The sequence below is a fragment of the Ancylobacter sp. GW821-FHT10E12 genome (assembly GCF_058809335.1).
The window spans coordinates 237,952-255,165 of sequence record NZ_JBXASN010000006.1 but is presented as its reverse complement, the minus strand read 5'-3'; the positions used below and the strand labels follow the sequence as shown (position 1 = coordinate 255,165).

Sequence of the window (17,214 nt, the reverse complement as noted above, 5' to 3'; positions counted from 1 at the left end):
TCGGTGCGATCAACGGGTGAGCGGAACAGGCGCCGGCAGGCCGAAGCGCGCGGCGAGCTTGGCAAGGTCGTCCGGTATGCCGGCATGCAGCGCGACGCCCTCGAGCAGCGCCTCGCGCTTGCGGCCGAGCGCCGCCTCGCCGGGCAGACGCACACGCGGCGCGCCCTCCGGCACGCGGGAGGCGCGGCAGGCATCGGCCAGCCAGCCGGTCTGGCGGGTGAAGCCTTCCAGCCCGCCGAACGCGGCCGGCGCGAAGGCCAGCACCAGCACGCTGGCGCCCCATTCCTTCGGCGCGTCGGCGCGGCCATAGCCGCCGAGGCCCTGCGTCAGCGCCTCGACCATCAGCGACAGGCCATAGCCCTTGTGGCCGTGGTCCAGCCCGCCGATCGGCAGGATCGAGCCGCCCTCCTTGAAGGCGACCGGGTCATCCGTGGCATTGCCGTCGCGGTCCTTAACCCAGGCGCCGTTAAGTCGACCGCCGGCGGCGCGGGTGCGGCCGCACATGGCGGCGGTGGTGATGGAGGTCGAGACGTCGATCAGGATCGGATCGGGCGACGCCGGAATTCCGGCCGCGATCGGGTTCGGCGTCATCACCGGCGTCAGCCCGCCGAACGGCGCAACATGGGCGTCGCTCGGATCGGACGAGAAGACGAGAATGAACGTCCCGGCCCGCGCCGGCGCCTCCAGAAACGCGGCGAGGCAGGCGATGTGGTGGCTGCGCCTGAGCGCCACAGCGCCGATACCGAAGGTGCCTGCCCGGCGCGTCGCCTCGTCCACCGCCAGCATGGTGGTCCACACCCCCGGCAGTCGGCGCGCATCCCATGTCGCGACCGCCGCATGGTCGGCGATCACGGCCGGCTTGCCCTCGCGCTCCATCGTGCCGTTGTCGAGCTCCTCGACATAGTCGGCGAGCAGCGCGAGCCCGTGCGTGGTGTGGCCGAGCAGGTCGGCCTCGGTCAGCCCGAGCGCCACCGACGCGGCGGGCTCGGCCAGCAGGCCGGCCTTGACCAGCACGTTCTGGGCAAGGGAAATCAGGTCGGGGTACGCGAAACGCGGCGCCATCGAGGATCCTTCGATAAATGCACGCTCAGTGGCGGCGGACGGAGATGTGCCAGGGAATGAGCAGCTTCTCGGCGATCGAGACGCAGCCGAACAGCGCGAGGCCGAGCAGCGTCAGGAAGAAGATGCCGGCGAAGGCAAGGTCCGGCCGCATGTTTCCGGTGGCGATCTGGATGTAGAAGCCCAGCCCCTGGTCGGAGCCCATGAACTCGGCGATGGTCGCGCCGACCGTGGCGTTCAGCGCGGCATATTTGAACCCGACGAAGCACTGCGGCAGCGCCGCCGGCAGCCGCACCTTCCAGAAAGTGCGCAGCGCGCCCGCGCCGGTGGAGCGGCAGAAGCGGGTCAGTTCGTCCGACAGCGAGCCGAAGGCGTGGATCGAATTCAGCGCGACCGGGAAGAAGCACACCAGCACGACGATGACGACCTTCGGCAGCAAACCGAAGCCGAGCCAGGCGATGAACAGCGGCGCGAAGGCGATCTTCGGCACCATCTCAAGGCTGACGAGGAACGGATAGACGGTGCGCTGCAACGGCTTCCAGAAGGCGATCGCAAGCCCCACCGGCACGCCGACGCAGATGGCGAGCACATAGCCGATCACGCTCTCCAGCCCGGTGATCAGCGTGTAGTCGAGCAGCCGGGGAATATCCGCCCAGCCCTTGGTAACGATTTCGGACGGCGTCGGCAGGATGTATCCGGGGACCTTGAACAGGATCACCGAATATTCCCAGACCAGGAAGAAGCCGACGAAGAACACCATGAACGGCCACGAGCGCAGCAGCGCGGCGCCCGCCCGCAGGACGGCGCGCCCGATCATGCCCGGCTCGGGCGGCATTCTAGAGGACACCATAGTCATGGAAGATCCCCTGAATCTCGCGCACATAATGGGTGAAGCGGGGGCTCGACTTGACTTCGAGGTCGCGCGGCCACGGCAGGTCGATGTCGATGGTGCGCTCTATGCGCCCCGGCCGCGGCGTCACCACGCAGACGGTGGATGAAAGCTGCACCGCTTCCTCGATCGAATGGGTGACGAACACCACGGTCGGCCGCTGCTTCATCCACAGCGTCTGCAGATCGGTGCGGATGCTCTCGCGGGTCATGGCGTCGAGCTTGCCGAGCGGCTCGTCGAACAAGAGCGTGTCCGGTTCGTGCACCAGCGCCTGGCAGAAGGCGGCGCGCTGCTGCATGCCGCCGGAAAGCTCGTAAGGGTGCCGTCCGCCGAAGCCTTCCAGCTTCACCGAGCGCAGCAGCTCGCGGATGCGCTCGGCATAGGCCTTGGGGTCGAGCCCGCGCAGTTCGAGCTGCAGCGCGACATTGCCCTCCACCGTGCGCCACGGCACCAGCGTGTTGTCCTGGAACATGATGCCGATGTCGGTGCGCGGCGCGCTGACCTTCTCCTCGTCGAAGAAGATCTCGCCCTCGGAGGCGTCCAGGAGCCCGGCGATCATCAGCATGAGCGTGGACTTGCCGCAGCCGGACGGCCCGAGCAGCGAGACGAAGCTGCCGGATTGAATGGTCAGGTCGATCGGGCCAAAGGCGTGCACCGCCCCCGCGCCGACGCCGAACGTCTTCGCCAGCGACCGGATTTCGATCGTCGCTCCCATGACGTGCCTGCACTCCCAATGAAACAGGACGGACCGGCGGGCCCCTCAGCCCGCCGGCCCTTGCACCCGATCGCCTTACTTCGGCAGGAACTCGTTGGTGTAGAAGAAGGTCGGCGGCTCCTTGGTCTCGAGGCCGTTGTACTTCTTCATCAGCTCGACCATGTCGACCCAGTCCTGCGGCTGGTTGAGCCCCAGAACCTTGCCGGTATTGGCCTTGGAATAGAGCACGTCGAGCGTGACCTGCTGCACCTCGGCGGCCTGCTTCTTGCCGGCCTCCTCGTTCGCGGTGCCGCCGACGATGTCGCCCATGGCGTTGATCGCCGCCTGCGGATCGGCTTCCGCCGCCTTGTAGGACTTGATGGTGGCGGCGACGAAGCGCTTCACCAGGTCCGGATTCCTGGCGAGCGTGTCCTTCGAGGTGACGATGCAATAGCCGACCTGGTTCACGCCATAGTCGGAATAGGGGAAGGTGACGGGCGCGGCGCCGCCGGCCGCCTTGATCTCCGCCGGCTTGTCGTCGAGGCCGCCGAGAATGCCGACGGCGCCGCCGGCGCCCTGCAGATAGCTCGACACCAGCGCGCCGTCCGGCACGTTGACGATGCCGACATCGCTCTCGGCAAGGCCGGCATTCTTCAGCACCAGCGGGAAGAAGGTGTTGACGCCGGCATTCGCCGTGGTGAGCAGCTTCTTGCCGTTAAGATCGGCGATCTTCGAGACGCCGGCATCAGGACGTACGATGATCGCCTCAGTGCCCATGGCGTCGATCACCGCCACCGAGACCAGCGGCGCGCCCTTGGCGGCGAGGTTCACCAGGCCGGCGCAGGAGCCATAGGAGAAGGTGCTGTCGCCGTTCGCCACCAGGCGGTGCGCCGAGCCGGAACCGTTGCCGGAGCGGATGTCGAGATTGATCCCGGCATCCCTGAAGTAGCCCTTGTCCTTGCCCAGCGCGAAGGCGGCGTGGGAGCCGTACCACATCCAGTTGAGGCGCAGGCGCACATCGTCGAGCGCCTTGGCTTCGCCGGCGGTGAAGATGCCGACGGCGAGCAGCGCCGCTGTCGCCATCCGTTTTCCGAGTAGGTGCGAGAGTGTCATGACGATCCCCTTTGGTTTTTGCTTGATGCCTGACGCGTAAGGCGTGTCGTTCAGACCGGCAGGCAGCCGGGTCCAAGCGGTTCGTAGGTCTTGTAGGCCAGCACGAATTCCTGGTGCCCCAGCGCCTCCGACTTGGTCGGCTCGCCCGAGGCGGCGGCGATGATGGCGTCGAGCAGGTGGCGGCCGACGTCCTCGACGGTCTCGATGCCGTCGGCGATGGTGCCGCCATTCACGTCCATGTCGCCTTCCATCCGGCGATAGGTGCGCGAGTTGGAGACACCCTTGATCACCGGCGCCACCGCCTGCCCGACCACCGAGCCGGCGCCGGTGGTGAACAGGATCAGATGGCAGCCGCTCGCCACCATCTCGGTGATGGTCTGGGTGTCGTTGATGTTCGGGATGCCGAAGCGCACCGGCCCGTCATTCACCGTGTCCATCAGATAGAGCCCGCCGGCGGGCGGGCGCACGCCGGGCTTGAGCAAGCCCCGGATCGGCCGAGAGCCGCTCTTGGCATAGGCGCCGAGCGACTTCTCCTCCAGCGTCGACAGACCGTATTTGATGTTGCCGCCGCCGAAGCTGCCATGGCCTAGCGCGCTATAGTAATCGTCCGCCTTGCGCACCGCCGCGCGCAGCGCCTCGGCCAGCTCGGGCGTCACCGCCCGGCCGGCCATGTGCTCCTCGCAGCCAATCAGCTCGCAGGTCTCCTCGAACATCACCGTGGCGCCGGCGTCGACCAGAAGGTCGCAGGCATGGCCGACGGCTGGATTGATGGTGACGCCGGAAAGCCCGTCCGAGCCGCCGCATTTGGTGCCGATGACGAGGTCGGCCAGCGAGATCGGAACGCTTGGCATCGCGGCAAGCGCGGCAAGCTGCTCGGCGATCCACGCCTTGCCCTTGGCCACCGTGCCGGCGGTGCCGCCGCAAGCCTGGATGGTCAGCAATTCGACCGGCCGTCCGCTCGCCGCGATGGCGTCGCGCAGCCGGGTGCGCTGGAACTCCTCGCAGCCGAGCGACACCAGCAGCACGGCCCCGACATTGGGGTGCGTGGCGATGTCGGTCATCACCCGGTCGGCATAGTCGCTCGGGTAGCAGCCGGGAAAGCCGATGAGCTGCACGCCGTCCTGCTGGTGCGGAGCCGCGATCATGCGCGCGACATGGTGCGCGCACTCCACCAGATAGGCGACCAGCAGATAGTTGCGGATGCCCTTGCGCCCATCCTGGCGGGCATAGCCGCGCATCCGGTTTGCGATCACGGCATTCGCCGTGGACGGGGCAGATGTTTCGATGCCGAGGCTACTCATAATGGTCCTCGTCATTATTGAGATAGCGGCTCGCGACATTATGGACATGGACCAGATGGCCTTTGGCGATCGCTTCCCTGGTGATGGCGACAGGCATGCCGAACCGCACGACGTCCTGCCCCCCGGCGATGTCGTCGAGTGCGATCTTGTGGCCCTGCGGGATCTCCTCGGCAGCACGCAGCGAAACGCCCGACAGCGTCGCCGCGACCTCCCCGGCGAGGATGTCGCGCAGCGCGATGCCGACATTGTCGCCGGCTGCCAGGATGATGAGGTTCGCCGCTCCCGCCATGCTGTCTCCTCAGGCCGTGACGAGGTTCGGCGTGCCGATACGCCGCATCATGTCGAGCGTCGCCGCCCGGTAGTGCGGGCGCACGTCCTGCGTCGGCGGACGGCAGCGGCTCGACGGCAGGCCGACCAGTTCCATGCAGAGCTTGTCGAGATAGCCGTCGCCGCTGGTGAAATCGCGCTCGATCTCGACCCAGAGCTTGTAGAAGGGCATGGCCTCGTCGACGAGCATGCGCGCCACTTCCGTGAAGTTGCCGCCTCCGATCTCGCGCACCAGCTTAAGCCCCCATTCGGGCCAGAAATTGCACAGATGCACCTCGAACGCCTTCGCGCCCAAGGCCGGCATCGCGCTGAAGGCGAAGAACAGATTGTTGTCGATGATGGTGAAGCGCCTGGAGAAGCGCGCCGCCACGCTCTCGAACTCCATCGCATCGGTGCGCGGCGTCGCCCATTTGAGGCCGACGACGTTTGGGATTTCAGCGAGGCGCTCGACCATCTGGAACGAGATGTTCGTCGTGGTCCAGAAGGTGTTGTAGACGATCAGCCCAATGTCCGGCGCCGCTTCGGCCGCCGCATGGACAAACGCCTCGAAGTCCTTCTCGGTGTGGGTGAAGTAGAACGGGCACGATACCTGAATGAAGTCGGCGCCGATGCGGCTTGCCGCCTTGGCGAGGCGCACCAGTTCCAGCGTGCTGGTGGTCTGCGCGCCCATCGCCACCGGCACCCGGCCGCCGACCTCGTCGACCACGATCTCGGCGACGTGGACGCGCTCGTCGAACGTCATGGTGGAGAAGTCGCCGGCCGCGCCGCCGGCGAGGAACACCGCGGTGTCGGCGGTCAGCCCGCCGTCGATCAGGAACCGCACATAGGTGCGCAGCGCCGCCTCGTCGACCGGAAAGCCCTCCTCGTCGCGGAACGGTGTCGGCACCGTGACGTAGCAACCTTCGAGTTTTTTCTTCAGAATTTCTGTCTGCACGTCACAACCCCGCCGCTCACGGCAGCCACGCGTCGTCCGGCGCCTCCGGCCGGTCGGCCGAAAGCGATCACGGACGAGTGCGTCGCGTGCCCACTGCCATTTCATGTCGACTGGTCTCGGCGCCGCCTGTCTGGCCGGCGGCACCCCGAAACATTCCGTGGACCCAATAGTGAGGGCAAAACACCAAACGAATTGACATATCGGGACTTGTTGTTGACTTTTCTGGTCAGCCTCGACGAAGGAGATGTTCGCCATGCAAAGCACGCCGCTCGCCGCCGAGACGCCGGGACTGCGTGACGGCGGCGTTCCGGCCTTCAATTTCATTCTCCAGCCGGAGTTTCCGCTTAACGCGCTGGTGCTCGCCAGCGAAGCCCTGCGCATCGCCAACCAGAACAGCGGGCGCGAGCTTTTCCGCTGGCGCTTCGTCTCCGAGGATGGCGCTCCGGTGCGGGCCAGCAACGGCCTGTGGATGTCCGCCGACGACAGCCTGCAAACCATGCCGACGGCCGATTTCTACCTCGTCTTCGAGGGCAATCTGCCGATGCAGCGCAATTCGCCAAAGCTCCTGAACCAGCTCCGCACCGCCGCGCGCTTCGGCGCCTCGATCGGCGCGGTCGATACCGGCACCTTCGCGCTCGCGCAGGCCGGCCTCGTCGACAAGCGCGGCGTGGTGCTGCACTGGGAGGCGGTGCCGACCTTCCGCGAGCGCTTTCCCGATATCGGCGTCAACGGCCAGATCTACCTGATCGACGGCCAGCGCCTCACTTGCGCCGGCGGCATCGCCACGCTCGACATGATGCTGGACCTGATCGGGCGGCTGAAGACGCCGACGCTGGCGAGCGAAGTCGCCAACGCGCTGGTCTACGCCCCTCGCCCGGCGGGCACGCCGCAGCGGCTCGACGACGCGCCGGGGCCGACCGCCAAGCCCGCGCTGGCCGACCGCATCGTCGCGTTGATGGAGCGCAATCTCGACTTCCCGCTGCCGCTCGACGACATCGCCGAGCGGCTGGAGGTCTCGCCCAAGACCGTGCTGCGCGAATGCCGTCGCAGCTTCGACGAGACGCCGATGCGGCTTTATCTGCGCATCCGCCTGCAGGCCGCCCGCAACATGCTGTTCTATGAGGAATTCGGCATCAAGGACGTCGCCACCGCCTGCGGCTTCTCCTATCCGAGCGTGCTGTCGCGGGCCTTCCACGCCCAGTTCGGCATGACGCCGCGCGACTTCCGCGCTTCGCTGCGCCGCCAGCAGAATCAGGCCTATCGCCCGGAAGTGCGGCGCCTTTCCATCACGCCGCCGGCGGCACGGGCGGTACCCGCGGAGGCGGCAACGACACCGCGCAATGACCGCCAGAGCTAAGAATGCGTCCATTTTGATCAAGTCTACCCGCGAAACTGGGTCACTATAAGAAAATAACGGATCGTAAGACCCCGCGCCGGATGTATTCGGTGCGCGCTATCTGTCTACGCAAATAAAATTTGACCAAATACCGGCATGCGCCAGGACGATGCGTCATGGCGAGGGAGAACTGTTGCCGCCACACAAGTATAATCGGCGGTAACGCCGCAGAGCTTCGCGTCTTAACGACCTTTCCAGACAAAAATAGATCAAGCCGAAGGTGGGGACTGATGAAGACGACCAAGAACCAATCGAATTCGTCTCGGCGCGGGCCGAGCCGCCGCACCTTCCTTGCAGGCGCCGGCGCGCTGGCAGCGGGAGCGCCTTTCATCGCCCGGCCGGCGCTCGCCGCACCAGTCGAGATCGTCCACTGGAGCTGGCTCGCCGCCTCCGATGGCGAGGTCTGGGCAAAGATGATCGATGCCTTCAACGCCGCCCATAAGGACAAGAACGTTCAGATCCGCATGGAGCTGGTGCCGGAGGAGCAGTATGTCACCAAGGTGCTCGCCGCCACCGCGACCGGCAAGGCGCCGGATTTCGGCTGGGGCACCGCCGGCAAGGCCGCCGCGCTCGCCCGCGACGAGGTCACCGTGCCGCTGGACGACGTCGCCAAGAAGGTCGGCCTCGACCTCGGCGATTTCAGCAAGGCCTCGCTGACCGCCTCGCGCTACCCGAAATATGACGACAAGCTCTTCATGATCCCGATGGACCTGATGAGCCTGCAGCCGCTGATCAATCTCGACATCGCCAAGGAAGCCGGCCTCGACGGCTCCAAGCCCCCGACCGACGCCGCCACGCTGATGCAGTGGGCCAAGGCGATGACCAAGCTGGACGGCGGCAAGGTCACGCGCTCCGGCATCATGATGACCGGCGCCGGCGTGCAGCCCACCGTCACCTGGGGCATCGTCGCCGCGCAGATGGGCTTCCGTCGCGCGAGCGACGACCTGAAGACCGCCTGCGTCAATCCCGAGGCCGGCAAGCAGGCCATGCAGTGGATCCTTGACCTGTTCGACAAGCAGAAGGTCTCCACCCGCGACGTGACCGACCGCTACAAGGCATTCGGCACCAATCAGGGCGGCATCTTCTGGACCGGGCCGTGGACGCTGAACGGCTATCTCGGCCAGAAGCTGAACTTCACCGCCGCGCTGTTCCCCAACATCGGCGGCACGCTGCGCACCTATAGCGAGATCGGCGGCCTGGAGCTCTACGCGCAGTCCGACAAGAGCCGCTACGAGGCGACGATGGCGGCGGTCAAGTGGCTGTCCGACAACAGCTTCCTGTGGACCACCGCCGGCCGCGGCGCCTCGCCCCGCAAGTCGATCCTCGACCGCCCGGACTACAAGACCGCCGGCGCGCCGTGGAGCGTGCGCGGCCCGTTCGTCGAAGGCATGTCGTTTGCTACCGAGGGCGAGATCCCGGTCGTCGCCGGCCCGGATTTCACCATCTATTCCGGCGGCAACTTCCTCGCCAAGACGCTCGACGGCGTGTGGGCCGGCAAGACCTCGATCGACGCCGCCATGGCGCAGCTCAAGGAAACCTGGCAGCGCGGCCTCGACGAAGGCTGACCGGCCACCAAAGCGGCGGCGCCCCCTTCAGGACAGGCGCCGCCTCGCGACCTCTCCGGCATGATGACGAGCATGAATTCCGCGACCACACTCGACCACCGCGACCAGCCGCAGGGCGCCCGTCGCGCCATTGCGGCCGGCGCGGAACGGCGTGTCGATCGCGTCGGCTATCTCTTCGTCGCCTTCTTCACCGTGCCGTTCTTCGTCTTCAACATCCTGCCGGTGTTCTTCGGCATCTATGTCGCCTTCACCCGCTGGAGCATCGTCGGCAGCCCGCGCTGGATCGGCCTTGAGAACTTCACCCGGGCCTTCAGCGACGCCTGGGTGATGATGGCGTTCCAGAACGCGCTGCTCTACGGCGTGCTGATCGTGCCCGGCGTCACCGTGCTGGGGCTCGCCTTCGCGCTGTTCGTCAGCCGCGGCTATCCGCTGTCGGGTCTGGCGCGCACGCTGTTCTTCGCGCCGAACGTCGTCTCCGCATCGGTCATCGGCCTCGTCTGGGTGTGGCTGCTCGACACCCAGTTCGGCCTGGTGAACCACTATCTCGGCATGGTCGGCATCGGCCCGATACCCTGGCTCACATCGACTGACTGGGCGCTGGTCGGCGTCAGCATCGCCTCGGTGTGGTGGGATCTAGGCCTTGCCTTCGTGCTATTCCTCGCCGCCCTTCAGGACATCCCGACCGACCTCAAGGAAGCCGCCCTCGTCGATGGCGCCGGCCCTTGGTCGCGCCTGCGCTTCATCATCCTGCCGCACCTGCGCCCGGTGCTGTCGATGGTGGTGACGCTGCAACTGATCTCGACCTTCCGCATCTTCAGCCAGGTCTATGTCATGACCAATGGCGGGCCGGGCGGCGCCTCGGCCTCGCCGATCTACTACGTCTACATGATGGCCATCGTCCGCAACCTGTTCGGCTATGCCTCGGCCATCGCCATGCTGCTGTTCGTCGTCATCCTCGCGGTGACGCTGGTGCAGCGCCTCCTGCTGGCGGAGCGCGCCTGATGAGCGCGCCAGTCGGACGCTTCCGCCGCTTCCTCGAGGAGCGGCACATGACGCTGCTCGACATCCCGTTGTGGCTTGCCGGCATGGCGGTCGCCTTCGCCTGGTTCGCACCGTTCGTCTGGATGGTCTCGACCTCGCTGAAATACCCGTCCGACGTCATGACGGTCGATATCGAATGGCTGCCGCGCCGCGTCACCTTCGACAATTACATCAAGGTCTTCGAGTATCCGATCGTGCGCTGGGCCTTCAACAGCCTGGTGCAGGCCGTGACCTCGACCACGCTCTCCGTGCTGTTCGGCGCGATGGCCGGCTACGCGCTGGCGCGGATGCGGTTTCCCGGCCGCGACGGGCTGTTCGCGCTGTTCCTCGCCTCGCTGATGATCCCGACCGAGGTGTCGATCATCCCGATGCTGCTTGGCTTCATCAAGCTCGGCTGGGCGTCGAGCTATCAGGCGCTGATCCTGCCGACCATCGGCAATGTGTTCAGCGTCTACATCTTCCGCCAGTTCTTCCTCAGCTTTCCGAGCGAGATCGAGGACGCCGCGCGGGTCGACGGCGCCGGCCCGTTCAGGCTGTTCTTCCTCATCGCGCTGCCGCTCGCCCGCGCGCCCGCCATCGCCGCGGCGGTGATCCTGTTCACGCTGAACTGGAACAATTTCCTCTGGCCGCTGCTCGTCACCTTCGACGAGCAGATGAAGACCTTGCCGGTTGGCATCGCCGCCTTCACCCCGGTGGTCGGCACCCGCACCCAGCTGGAGGGCTTCAGCATCGCGATGGCGGCCGTCACCATCCTCAGCCTGCCGAGCCTGCTGCTGTTCTTCGCGCTGCAGCGTTATTTCATCCAGGGCATCTCCCAAGGAAGCATAAAGCAGTGACCGCAACGCATGACGCCGCTACGCTCGGCCTCGAGACGCCGCGCACCCTGTTCATCGACGGCGCTTTCGAGGCCGCCGCCTCCGGCGCGACCTTCGAGACCATCGACCCGAGCACCGAGAACCTGCTGGCTGAAGCCGCGCGCGGCGATGCAACTGACGTCGACCGCGCCGTCGCCGCCGCCAAGCGCGCTACACGCGGTCCGTGGCGCGACATCACGCCGGCCGAGCGCGGCCGCATGATCTTCCGCCTCGCAGACATCATCTTCGCCCACAAGGAGGAGATCGCGCGCGTCGAGACGCTTGATGTCGGCAAGCCGCTGAAGGAATCGCGCGGCGACGTCGAGGGCGTGGTGGCGACGCTGCGTTACAATGCCGGCGCCGCCGACAAGCTGGAAGGCGCGACCATCCCGCTCGGCCGCTCGGTGATCGATTTCACCCTGCTGGAGCCCGCCGGCGTCACCGCGCACATCGTGCCGTGGAACTACCCGCTCGGCATGCTGGCGCGCTCGGTCGGCCCCGCGCTCGCTGCCGGCTGCACCACCGTGATCAAGCCCGCCGAGCAGTCGCCGCTCAGCGCCATGCTGTTCGCCCGCTGCTGCAATGAGGCCGGCATTCCGCCGGGCGTCGTCAATGTCGTCACCGGCTACGGCGAGGAAGCCGGCGCCGCGCTGGTCGCCCACCCCGACGTGCGCGGCATCACGTTTACCGGCTCGGTCGAGACCGGTCGTCTGGTCTATGCCGGCGCCGCGCGCGGGCTGAAGCCCGCCGTGCTGGAGCTCGGCGGCAAGAACCCGGTGATCATTCTCCCGGATGCCGACCTCGATCGCGCGGTGGTCGATATACTCGACGGCGCCTTCGGCAATTCCGGGCAGGTGTGCTCGTCCTCGTCGCGGCTGATCCTGCACCGCTCGATCCATGATGAATTCCTCGACCGGCTGGCCGAGGCGGCATCCCGCCTCACCGTCGGCGCCGGCCTCGACGATTGCGATCTCGGCCCCGTGGTCTCCGCCGAACAATATGGCCGCGTCACCGGCTACATCGCGGAAGGCGGCCGCAACGGCGCACGCCTGCGCCACGGCGGCGGTCGCCCGAAGCATCTTGGGCGCGGCTACTTCATTGAGCCCACCATCATCGACCGCGTCGACCCCTCCCATGTCGTGTCGCGCGAGGAAATCTTCGGCCCGGTGGCGGTGGCGCTCGCCTTCGACACGGTGGCGGAAGCGACCGCGCTCGCCAACGGCCTCGGCTATGGCCTCGTCGCCGGCGTCTACACCGCCGACATCGGCACCGCGCTGACTTTGGCGCGGGACATCGAGGCCGGCTCGGTGTGGATCAATGGCTGGTTCATCGGCAGCCAGCAGGCGCCGACCGGCGGCATCAAGGACAGCGGGGTCGGCCGCGAGCGCGGCCTGCCCGGCATCATGAACTACCTCGAAATCAAGAACGTCGGCATCAGGCTCTGAGCGTCTGCTCGGACCGGCCTCCCTTCACCTGAACTGGGACGAATGAAAGACACCGTCATGGGCATGATCAAGGACGTCGAGACCTACGACATCTTCCGCCATCCAGCGCACTGCGTGAACCAGATCGCCATGCGCACGCTGAAGAATGGCGACATCCTCGCCGTCTTCAACGAGGAACGCTTCCCGTTCCACCACGACAGCGGCCAGACGCTGATGACGCGCTCGACCGACGGCGGCAAGAGCTGGAGCGAGCCGCAGGTGGTGCTGCCCTGGAGCTCGACCGAGGGCAATTGGGACTGCGGCATCTGCGAGCTCGACGACGGCTCGCTCCTGATCAACCTCACCATCACCGGCTTCTTCAAGCGCGGCGTGCGCCCCGAGCAGCCCTCCTGGTCCTCGCACCCGCGCACGCAGGAATGGGGCGACTGGACCTGGACCTACAAGCTGCAGGGCTGGCTCGGCACCTTCGTCATCAAATCCACCGATGGCGGCTTTACCTGGACCAGGCCGATCCCGGTCAATGTCCGCCCGCTGAAGCACGGCGGCTGCCGTCTCGGCTCGTGGCAATTGCCCAACGGCTCGCTGCTGATGGGCCTCTATGGCCGCATCCGCGGCTATGAGGAGGAAGGCGAAGGCGAGACCACCCGCTCGGCGCTGATGCGCTCGGACGATGGCGGCGAGAACTGGGAATATTTCTCCACCCTCGCCTACGACCCGGCCAGCATCATCGACTATGAGGAACCCGCGCTGCTGCGCCTGCGCGACGGACGGCTGGTCTGCTTCATGCGCACTCACACGCAGCCGTCAAGCGACGCCAAGAACATGGTGATGACCATCTCGGAGGATGACGGCTTCTCCTGGACGCCACCGAAATGGACCAATATCTGGGGCTACCCGGCCGAGTTGATCGAGCTTCAGGACGGCCGCTATCTGATGGTCTACGGCTATCGCCGGCCGCCCTACGGCGTGCGCGGCATCATCTCCGAGGACGGCGTCACCTGGGACGTGAAGAACGAGTTCGTCATCCGCGAGGGCGGCGTGCCCGGCCGTACCGAGAGCGACACCCCCGGCTCCAGCCGCATGACGCCGGAATCCGGCAAGCTGGCCGGCGGTGGCATCGACTGGCACCATCCCGGCATCTACCAGCACATCGGCTATCCGAGCGTCGCCCAGGCGCCGGACGGCACGATTGTGTGCGCCTATCACGAGTGGAGCGACGACGCGAAGCCGCTGCAGTTCGTGCTCTGCACGCGCTTCCGCGTCTGAACGCGCGCGTGTTGGAGATGGGTCTGATGACAAGGACGGAAGTGGTGGAGCGCAGCGTGCTCCACCGCGACCCCTTCGCCTATTGCGCCCATCCGCACCTCGCGGTGGCGCCGGATGGCACGTGGCTGCTGGTGTTCAACCGCGTGCCGCGGCGGGAAGTTATCCTGCACCCGCCGCAGGACCCGGACTACCGCAACGTGCTGATGCGCTCGACCGATGAGGGGCGCTCCTGGAGCGCACCTTCGGTCGTGCCGGACTATGGCTGGGCCGGCGTCGAGTGCGCCGGTCTGACAGCGCTGCGATCCGGCCGGATATTACTCAACCAGTGGCGCTTCGAATGGCTGCCGCTCGCAGTCGCCGACGCTCGCGGCCGGATGGATGTCGATCGGCCGGACAGACTGATGGCCGGTCTCGCCGCCTCGCCGGAGCTGGACGTCTTCGTGCCCGGCTGCGCGCTGGAGGCGCCGGAACGGGCGTTTCCGTGGGCGCGCGGCGGCGGCGATACCGTGGTCCATATCTCGGACGACGGCGGCGCCAGCTTCTCCGTAACCGCGCATATCGACACCGCCCCGTTCAGCGGCGGCTACGGCATGCGTGGCGCGGTCGAACTGCCGGACGGCGACATCCTGCTGCCGTTCTCCGACGTGCCGGATTACCAGCGCGTCTTCGTCGTGCGCTCGCGCGACGGCGGCATGAGCTGGTCGGCGCCGCTGCTGGTCGCGCAAGCGCCGGGCCAGGAATTCGAGGAGCCGGCGCCGGTGCTGCTGGCGAGCGGTCGGGTGCTGATGCTGCTGCGCGATAATGGTAGCCGCATACTGCACGGCGTCTGGTCCGACGATAGCGGACGAAGCTGGACGCCGCCACGCCCCACCGGTATCGCGGCGTACCCGGCGCATCTCGTGGTCTTGCCGGGCGGCCACATCGCCTGCATCGCCGGGCAACGCCGGCCGCCCTTCGGCATCGTCGCGCACCTCTCGCGCGATGGCGGCGAAAGCTGGGACGCGGAGGCCATCGCGCTGGTCGACGACCTGCCGACCAAGGACCTCGGCTACCCGACCATGGCGCTGCGCCGGAACGGCGATCTGCATGTCATCTATTATGCCCAGGACCTGGCCGGCATCACCGGCATCCATGCTGTTTCGGTCCGCCTGCCATGAGCATCGGCCGAATCGCCATTCTTACCGGAGCACGCATATGTCGCAGGTCGAGCTGACGGGGGTCGCCAAGCGCTTCGGAGCCTATGAGGCGCTGCGCGGCGTCGACCTCACCATCGCCGATGGCGAGTTCATGGTCTTCGTCGGCCCGTCCGGCTGCGGGAAGTCGACGCTGCTGCGCCTGATCTGCGGACTGGAGCCGCCGACCGAGGGCACCATCCGTTTCGACGGCCGCGACATGCGCGGCGTGCCGCCCGCCGACCGCGGCCTGGCGATGGTGTTCCAGTCCTACGCTCTCTATCCGCACATGAGCGTCGCCGACAATATGGGCTTCGCGCTGCGCATGTCCGGCGTCTCGACCGCTGACCGAGCCGCACGGGTGACCCGAGCCGCCGAGATATTGCAGATCACCCCGCTGCTCGCCCGGCGGCCGAAGGAGCTTTCCGGCGGCCAGCGCCAGCGCGTCGCCATCGGCCGCGCCATCGTGCGCGAGCCCTCGCTGTTCCTGTTCGACGAGCCCTTGTCGAACCTCGACGCCGAGCTGCGCGTCGACATGCGCTACGAGCTTGCCGAACTGCACCGCCGGCTCGGCACCACCATGATCTACGTCACCCACGATCAGGTCGAGGCGATGACCATGGCCGACCGCATCGCCGTTCTGCGCGACGGCCGCGTCGAACAGGTCGGCACGCCGTCGGAACTCTATGAGCGGCCGCTGAACCGTTTCGTGGCCGGTTTCATCGGCTCGCCGCGGATGAACATGCTGGCGGCGACGGTGGCGGAGGTGGAGTCCTGCGCCGTGGGCATCCGCCTGACCGGCGTAGACGAGCTGCTGCGGATGAATGTGGCGGACGGGCATGGGCTCGGCATCGGTGATGCGGTGGAGATCGGCATCCGTCCCGAGCATATCGACCTGTCGGGCGACGGCTTTCGCCTGCCGGTGCGTATCAGCTTCCGCGAATATGTCGGCGGTAGCTCGCTGCTGCACGCGAACGACCATTCCGCCGGCCGCCTGGTGATCCGTCACGCTGGAGCACCTGTTCCCGTCGTCGGTGAGACGATCGACATCCGCTTTCCCGAGAGTGCCTGCCATTTGTTCTCGGCAGCGAAAATCCGCCTGTAGGGCGGGCGGACGAGGTGGCACGACCGAACGTATAGGTGCGGCGTACCTGCGCCACCTTGGTGGTCGATCAGTCGCTAAGACAGTCGGCCAGCCTCCCAGGAGAGCTTGGGGTCGACTCCTGCCTTTCGCATATCGGTGCTGCGCAGGTGCTCCTGCAGCCAGTTGCGTAGCAGGCGCGCTTCCATGCGGGGCCGCTCCTTGCGTTGCGGCATCAAGACGAAATGCGCTTGATCGTGCTCAAGAAGGAGACTTGGCAACGGCTCCACAAGCCTGCCACTGGCGAGATACGGTTCCGCGAGGCTGCGAAGCACCAGAACGCAGCCCAGCCCCTGTGCCGCAAGCTCGAGGCCAAGCATCGAATTGTCGACCTTTGCGACCTCCCGGCCGGCGTCGGTCTCGCCGCCGAGCTTGACGAGATCGGCCCAGAGATCTTCGCATCCGAGAATCTGGATCACGCCGCGGCGCGCAAGCTCTCGCAGCGTGCCGTCGGTGCCCTGCTGAAACATTTTACTGCAGAGCAGGATCGAGGTTTCCGCGCCGAGCGAGGAGACCTCGTCGACCTCCGGCCACCGACCGTCTCCGAAACGGATTTCGATGTCGAGGCCATTCATGTTCTCCGCGTCCGCCCAGACTGCCGTGCTCAGGCGCACATGAATGTCGGGATAAGCGGCACGAAAGGCCGGGAGCAGCGGCGCAAGCCGTAGTGCCGCGAAGGAGACGCTGGTGCGGATCGAAACTGTCGCCCCGCTGCCTGTCCCGAAGATGCCGGCCGTGGAAATCGACAGTTCGTCGAACGCCCGGCGAACCGAAGGCAGGTAAGCCTTGCCGATCTCCGTCAGGCGCACCCCGCGCGGCATCCGTTCGAAGAGCAGATGGCCGAGATGGTGCTCCAGGCAGCGGGTCTGATGGCTGACGGCAGCGGCGGTCAGGTTCAGTTCGGCGGCGGCGGAGGAAAAGCTCGAATGCCGCGCCGCAGCTTCGAACGAACGGAGCCACGCGAGAAGTGGAAGTCGATACGCCACGGGTGCCGACCTTCAAATAAAACAGGGCCTT

16 protein-coding genes are annotated in these 17,214 nt (G+C 66.8%); 8 read left to right on the top strand and 8 right to left on the bottom strand.

Features of this window, described 5'->3' with window-relative positions; genetic code table 11:
- Positions 1-9 precede the first annotated feature (9 nt).
- The 7 genes from AC1RU4_RS10450 to AC1RU4_RS10420 all read right to left on the bottom strand — a co-directional run bounded on the left by AC1RU4_RS10450 (position 10) and on the right by AC1RU4_RS10420 (position 6,317).
- Complete coding sequence (locus tag AC1RU4_RS10450) at positions 10-1,062, bottom strand: Ldh family oxidoreductase (RefSeq protein WP_492891002.1); 1,053 nt, start codon at positions 1,060-1,062, stop codon at positions 10-12.
- Positions 1,063-1,087: 25 nt separating this feature from the next.
- The gene (locus AC1RU4_RS10445) at positions 1,088-1,915 is read right to left on the bottom strand and encodes an ABC transporter permease (protein ID WP_492891001.1); all 828 of its coding nucleotides are present in this window, start codon (positions 1,913-1,915) and stop codon (positions 1,088-1,090) included.
- Positions 1,896-2,663 carry an ABC transporter ATP-binding protein gene (locus AC1RU4_RS10440; protein ID WP_492891000.1) on the bottom strand — a complete coding sequence of 256 codons (768 nt, stop codon included), beginning with the start codon at positions 2,661-2,663 and terminating at the stop codon, positions 1,896-1,898. Before AC1RU4_RS10440 ends, AC1RU4_RS10445 begins: the two co-directional genes overlap by 20 nt.
- Positions 2,664-2,738: 75 nt before the next feature.
- Positions 2,739-3,725, bottom strand: coding sequence for an ABC transporter substrate-binding protein (locus AC1RU4_RS10435; RefSeq protein WP_492890999.1), 987 nt, complete (start codon positions 3,723-3,725; stop codon positions 2,739-2,741).
- A gap of 80 nt (positions 3,726-3,805) precedes the next feature.
- Complete coding sequence (locus AC1RU4_RS10430) at positions 3,806-5,008, bottom strand: UxaA family hydrolase (RefSeq protein ID WP_492890998.1); 1,203 nt, start codon at positions 5,006-5,008, stop codon at positions 3,806-3,808.
- 40 nt (positions 5,009-5,048) lie between these two features.
- The gene (locus AC1RU4_RS10425; RefSeq protein ID WP_492890997.1) at positions 5,049-5,345 is read right to left on the bottom strand and encodes a UxaA family hydrolase; all 297 of its coding nucleotides are present in this window, start codon (positions 5,343-5,345) and stop codon (positions 5,049-5,051) included.
- Between the two features lie 9 nt (positions 5,346-5,354).
- A complete protein-coding gene (locus tag AC1RU4_RS10420; RefSeq protein WP_492890996.1) occupies positions 5,355-6,317 on the bottom strand; it encodes a dihydrodipicolinate synthase family protein in 963 nt (320 codons plus the stop codon).
- Positions 6,318-6,570: 253 nt separating this feature from the next.
- On the opposite strand from AC1RU4_RS10420, the gene AC1RU4_RS10415 reads away from it, so the two are divergent.
- From AC1RU4_RS10415 to AC1RU4_RS10380, 8 genes are all read left to right on the top strand, one after another.
- Positions 6,571-7,674, top strand: a complete 1,104-nt coding sequence (locus tag AC1RU4_RS10415; RefSeq protein WP_492890995.1) for a GlxA family transcriptional regulator — start codon at positions 6,571-6,573, stop codon at positions 7,672-7,674.
- A gap of 269 nt (positions 7,675-7,943) precedes the next feature.
- On the top strand, positions 7,944-9,278 hold the full coding sequence (locus tag AC1RU4_RS10410; protein WP_492890994.1) for an extracellular solute-binding protein: 1,335 nt from the start codon (positions 7,944-7,946) through the stop codon (positions 9,276-9,278).
- A 72-nt stretch (positions 9,279-9,350) separates the two neighbouring features.
- Positions 9,351-10,280 (top strand): carbohydrate ABC transporter permease, encoded by a 930-nt coding sequence (locus tag AC1RU4_RS10405; RefSeq protein WP_492890993.1) that lies wholly within the window; start codon positions 9,351-9,353, stop codon positions 10,278-10,280.
- Complete coding sequence (locus AC1RU4_RS10400; protein WP_492890992.1) at positions 10,280-11,155, top strand: carbohydrate ABC transporter permease; 876 nt, start codon at positions 10,280-10,282, stop codon at positions 11,153-11,155. The genes AC1RU4_RS10405 and AC1RU4_RS10400 overlap by 1 nt, the downstream gene beginning before the upstream one ends.
- Positions 11,152-12,618: an aldehyde dehydrogenase family protein gene (locus tag AC1RU4_RS10395; RefSeq protein WP_492890991.1), complete on the top strand. Its 1,467-nt coding sequence runs from the start codon at positions 11,152-11,154 to the stop codon at positions 12,616-12,618. The genes AC1RU4_RS10400 and AC1RU4_RS10395 overlap by 4 nt, the downstream gene beginning before the upstream one ends.
- Before the next feature lie 42 nt (positions 12,619-12,660).
- The gene (locus AC1RU4_RS10390; RefSeq protein WP_492890990.1) at positions 12,661-13,884 is read left to right on the top strand and encodes a sialidase family protein; all 1,224 of its coding nucleotides are present in this window, start codon (positions 12,661-12,663) and stop codon (positions 13,882-13,884) included.
- A gap of 26 nt (positions 13,885-13,910) precedes the next feature.
- Entirely contained in the window at positions 13,911-15,041 is a 1,131-nt protein-coding gene (locus AC1RU4_RS10385) for an exo-alpha-sialidase (RefSeq protein WP_492890989.1), read from the top strand.
- Positions 15,042-15,078: 37 nt separating this feature from the next.
- The gene (locus AC1RU4_RS10380) at positions 15,079-16,161 is read left to right on the top strand and encodes an ABC transporter ATP-binding protein (protein ID WP_492890988.1); all 1,083 of its coding nucleotides are present in this window, start codon (positions 15,079-15,081) and stop codon (positions 16,159-16,161) included.
- Between the two features lie 74 nt (positions 16,162-16,235).
- Here the strand turns inward: AC1RU4_RS10380 and AC1RU4_RS10375 are convergent, their stop codons facing one another.
- On the bottom strand, positions 16,236-17,183 hold the full coding sequence (locus AC1RU4_RS10375) for a LysR substrate-binding domain-containing protein (RefSeq protein WP_492890987.1): 948 nt from the start codon (positions 17,181-17,183) through the stop codon (positions 16,236-16,238).
- Between the last annotated feature and the right edge of the window lie 31 nt (positions 17,184-17,214).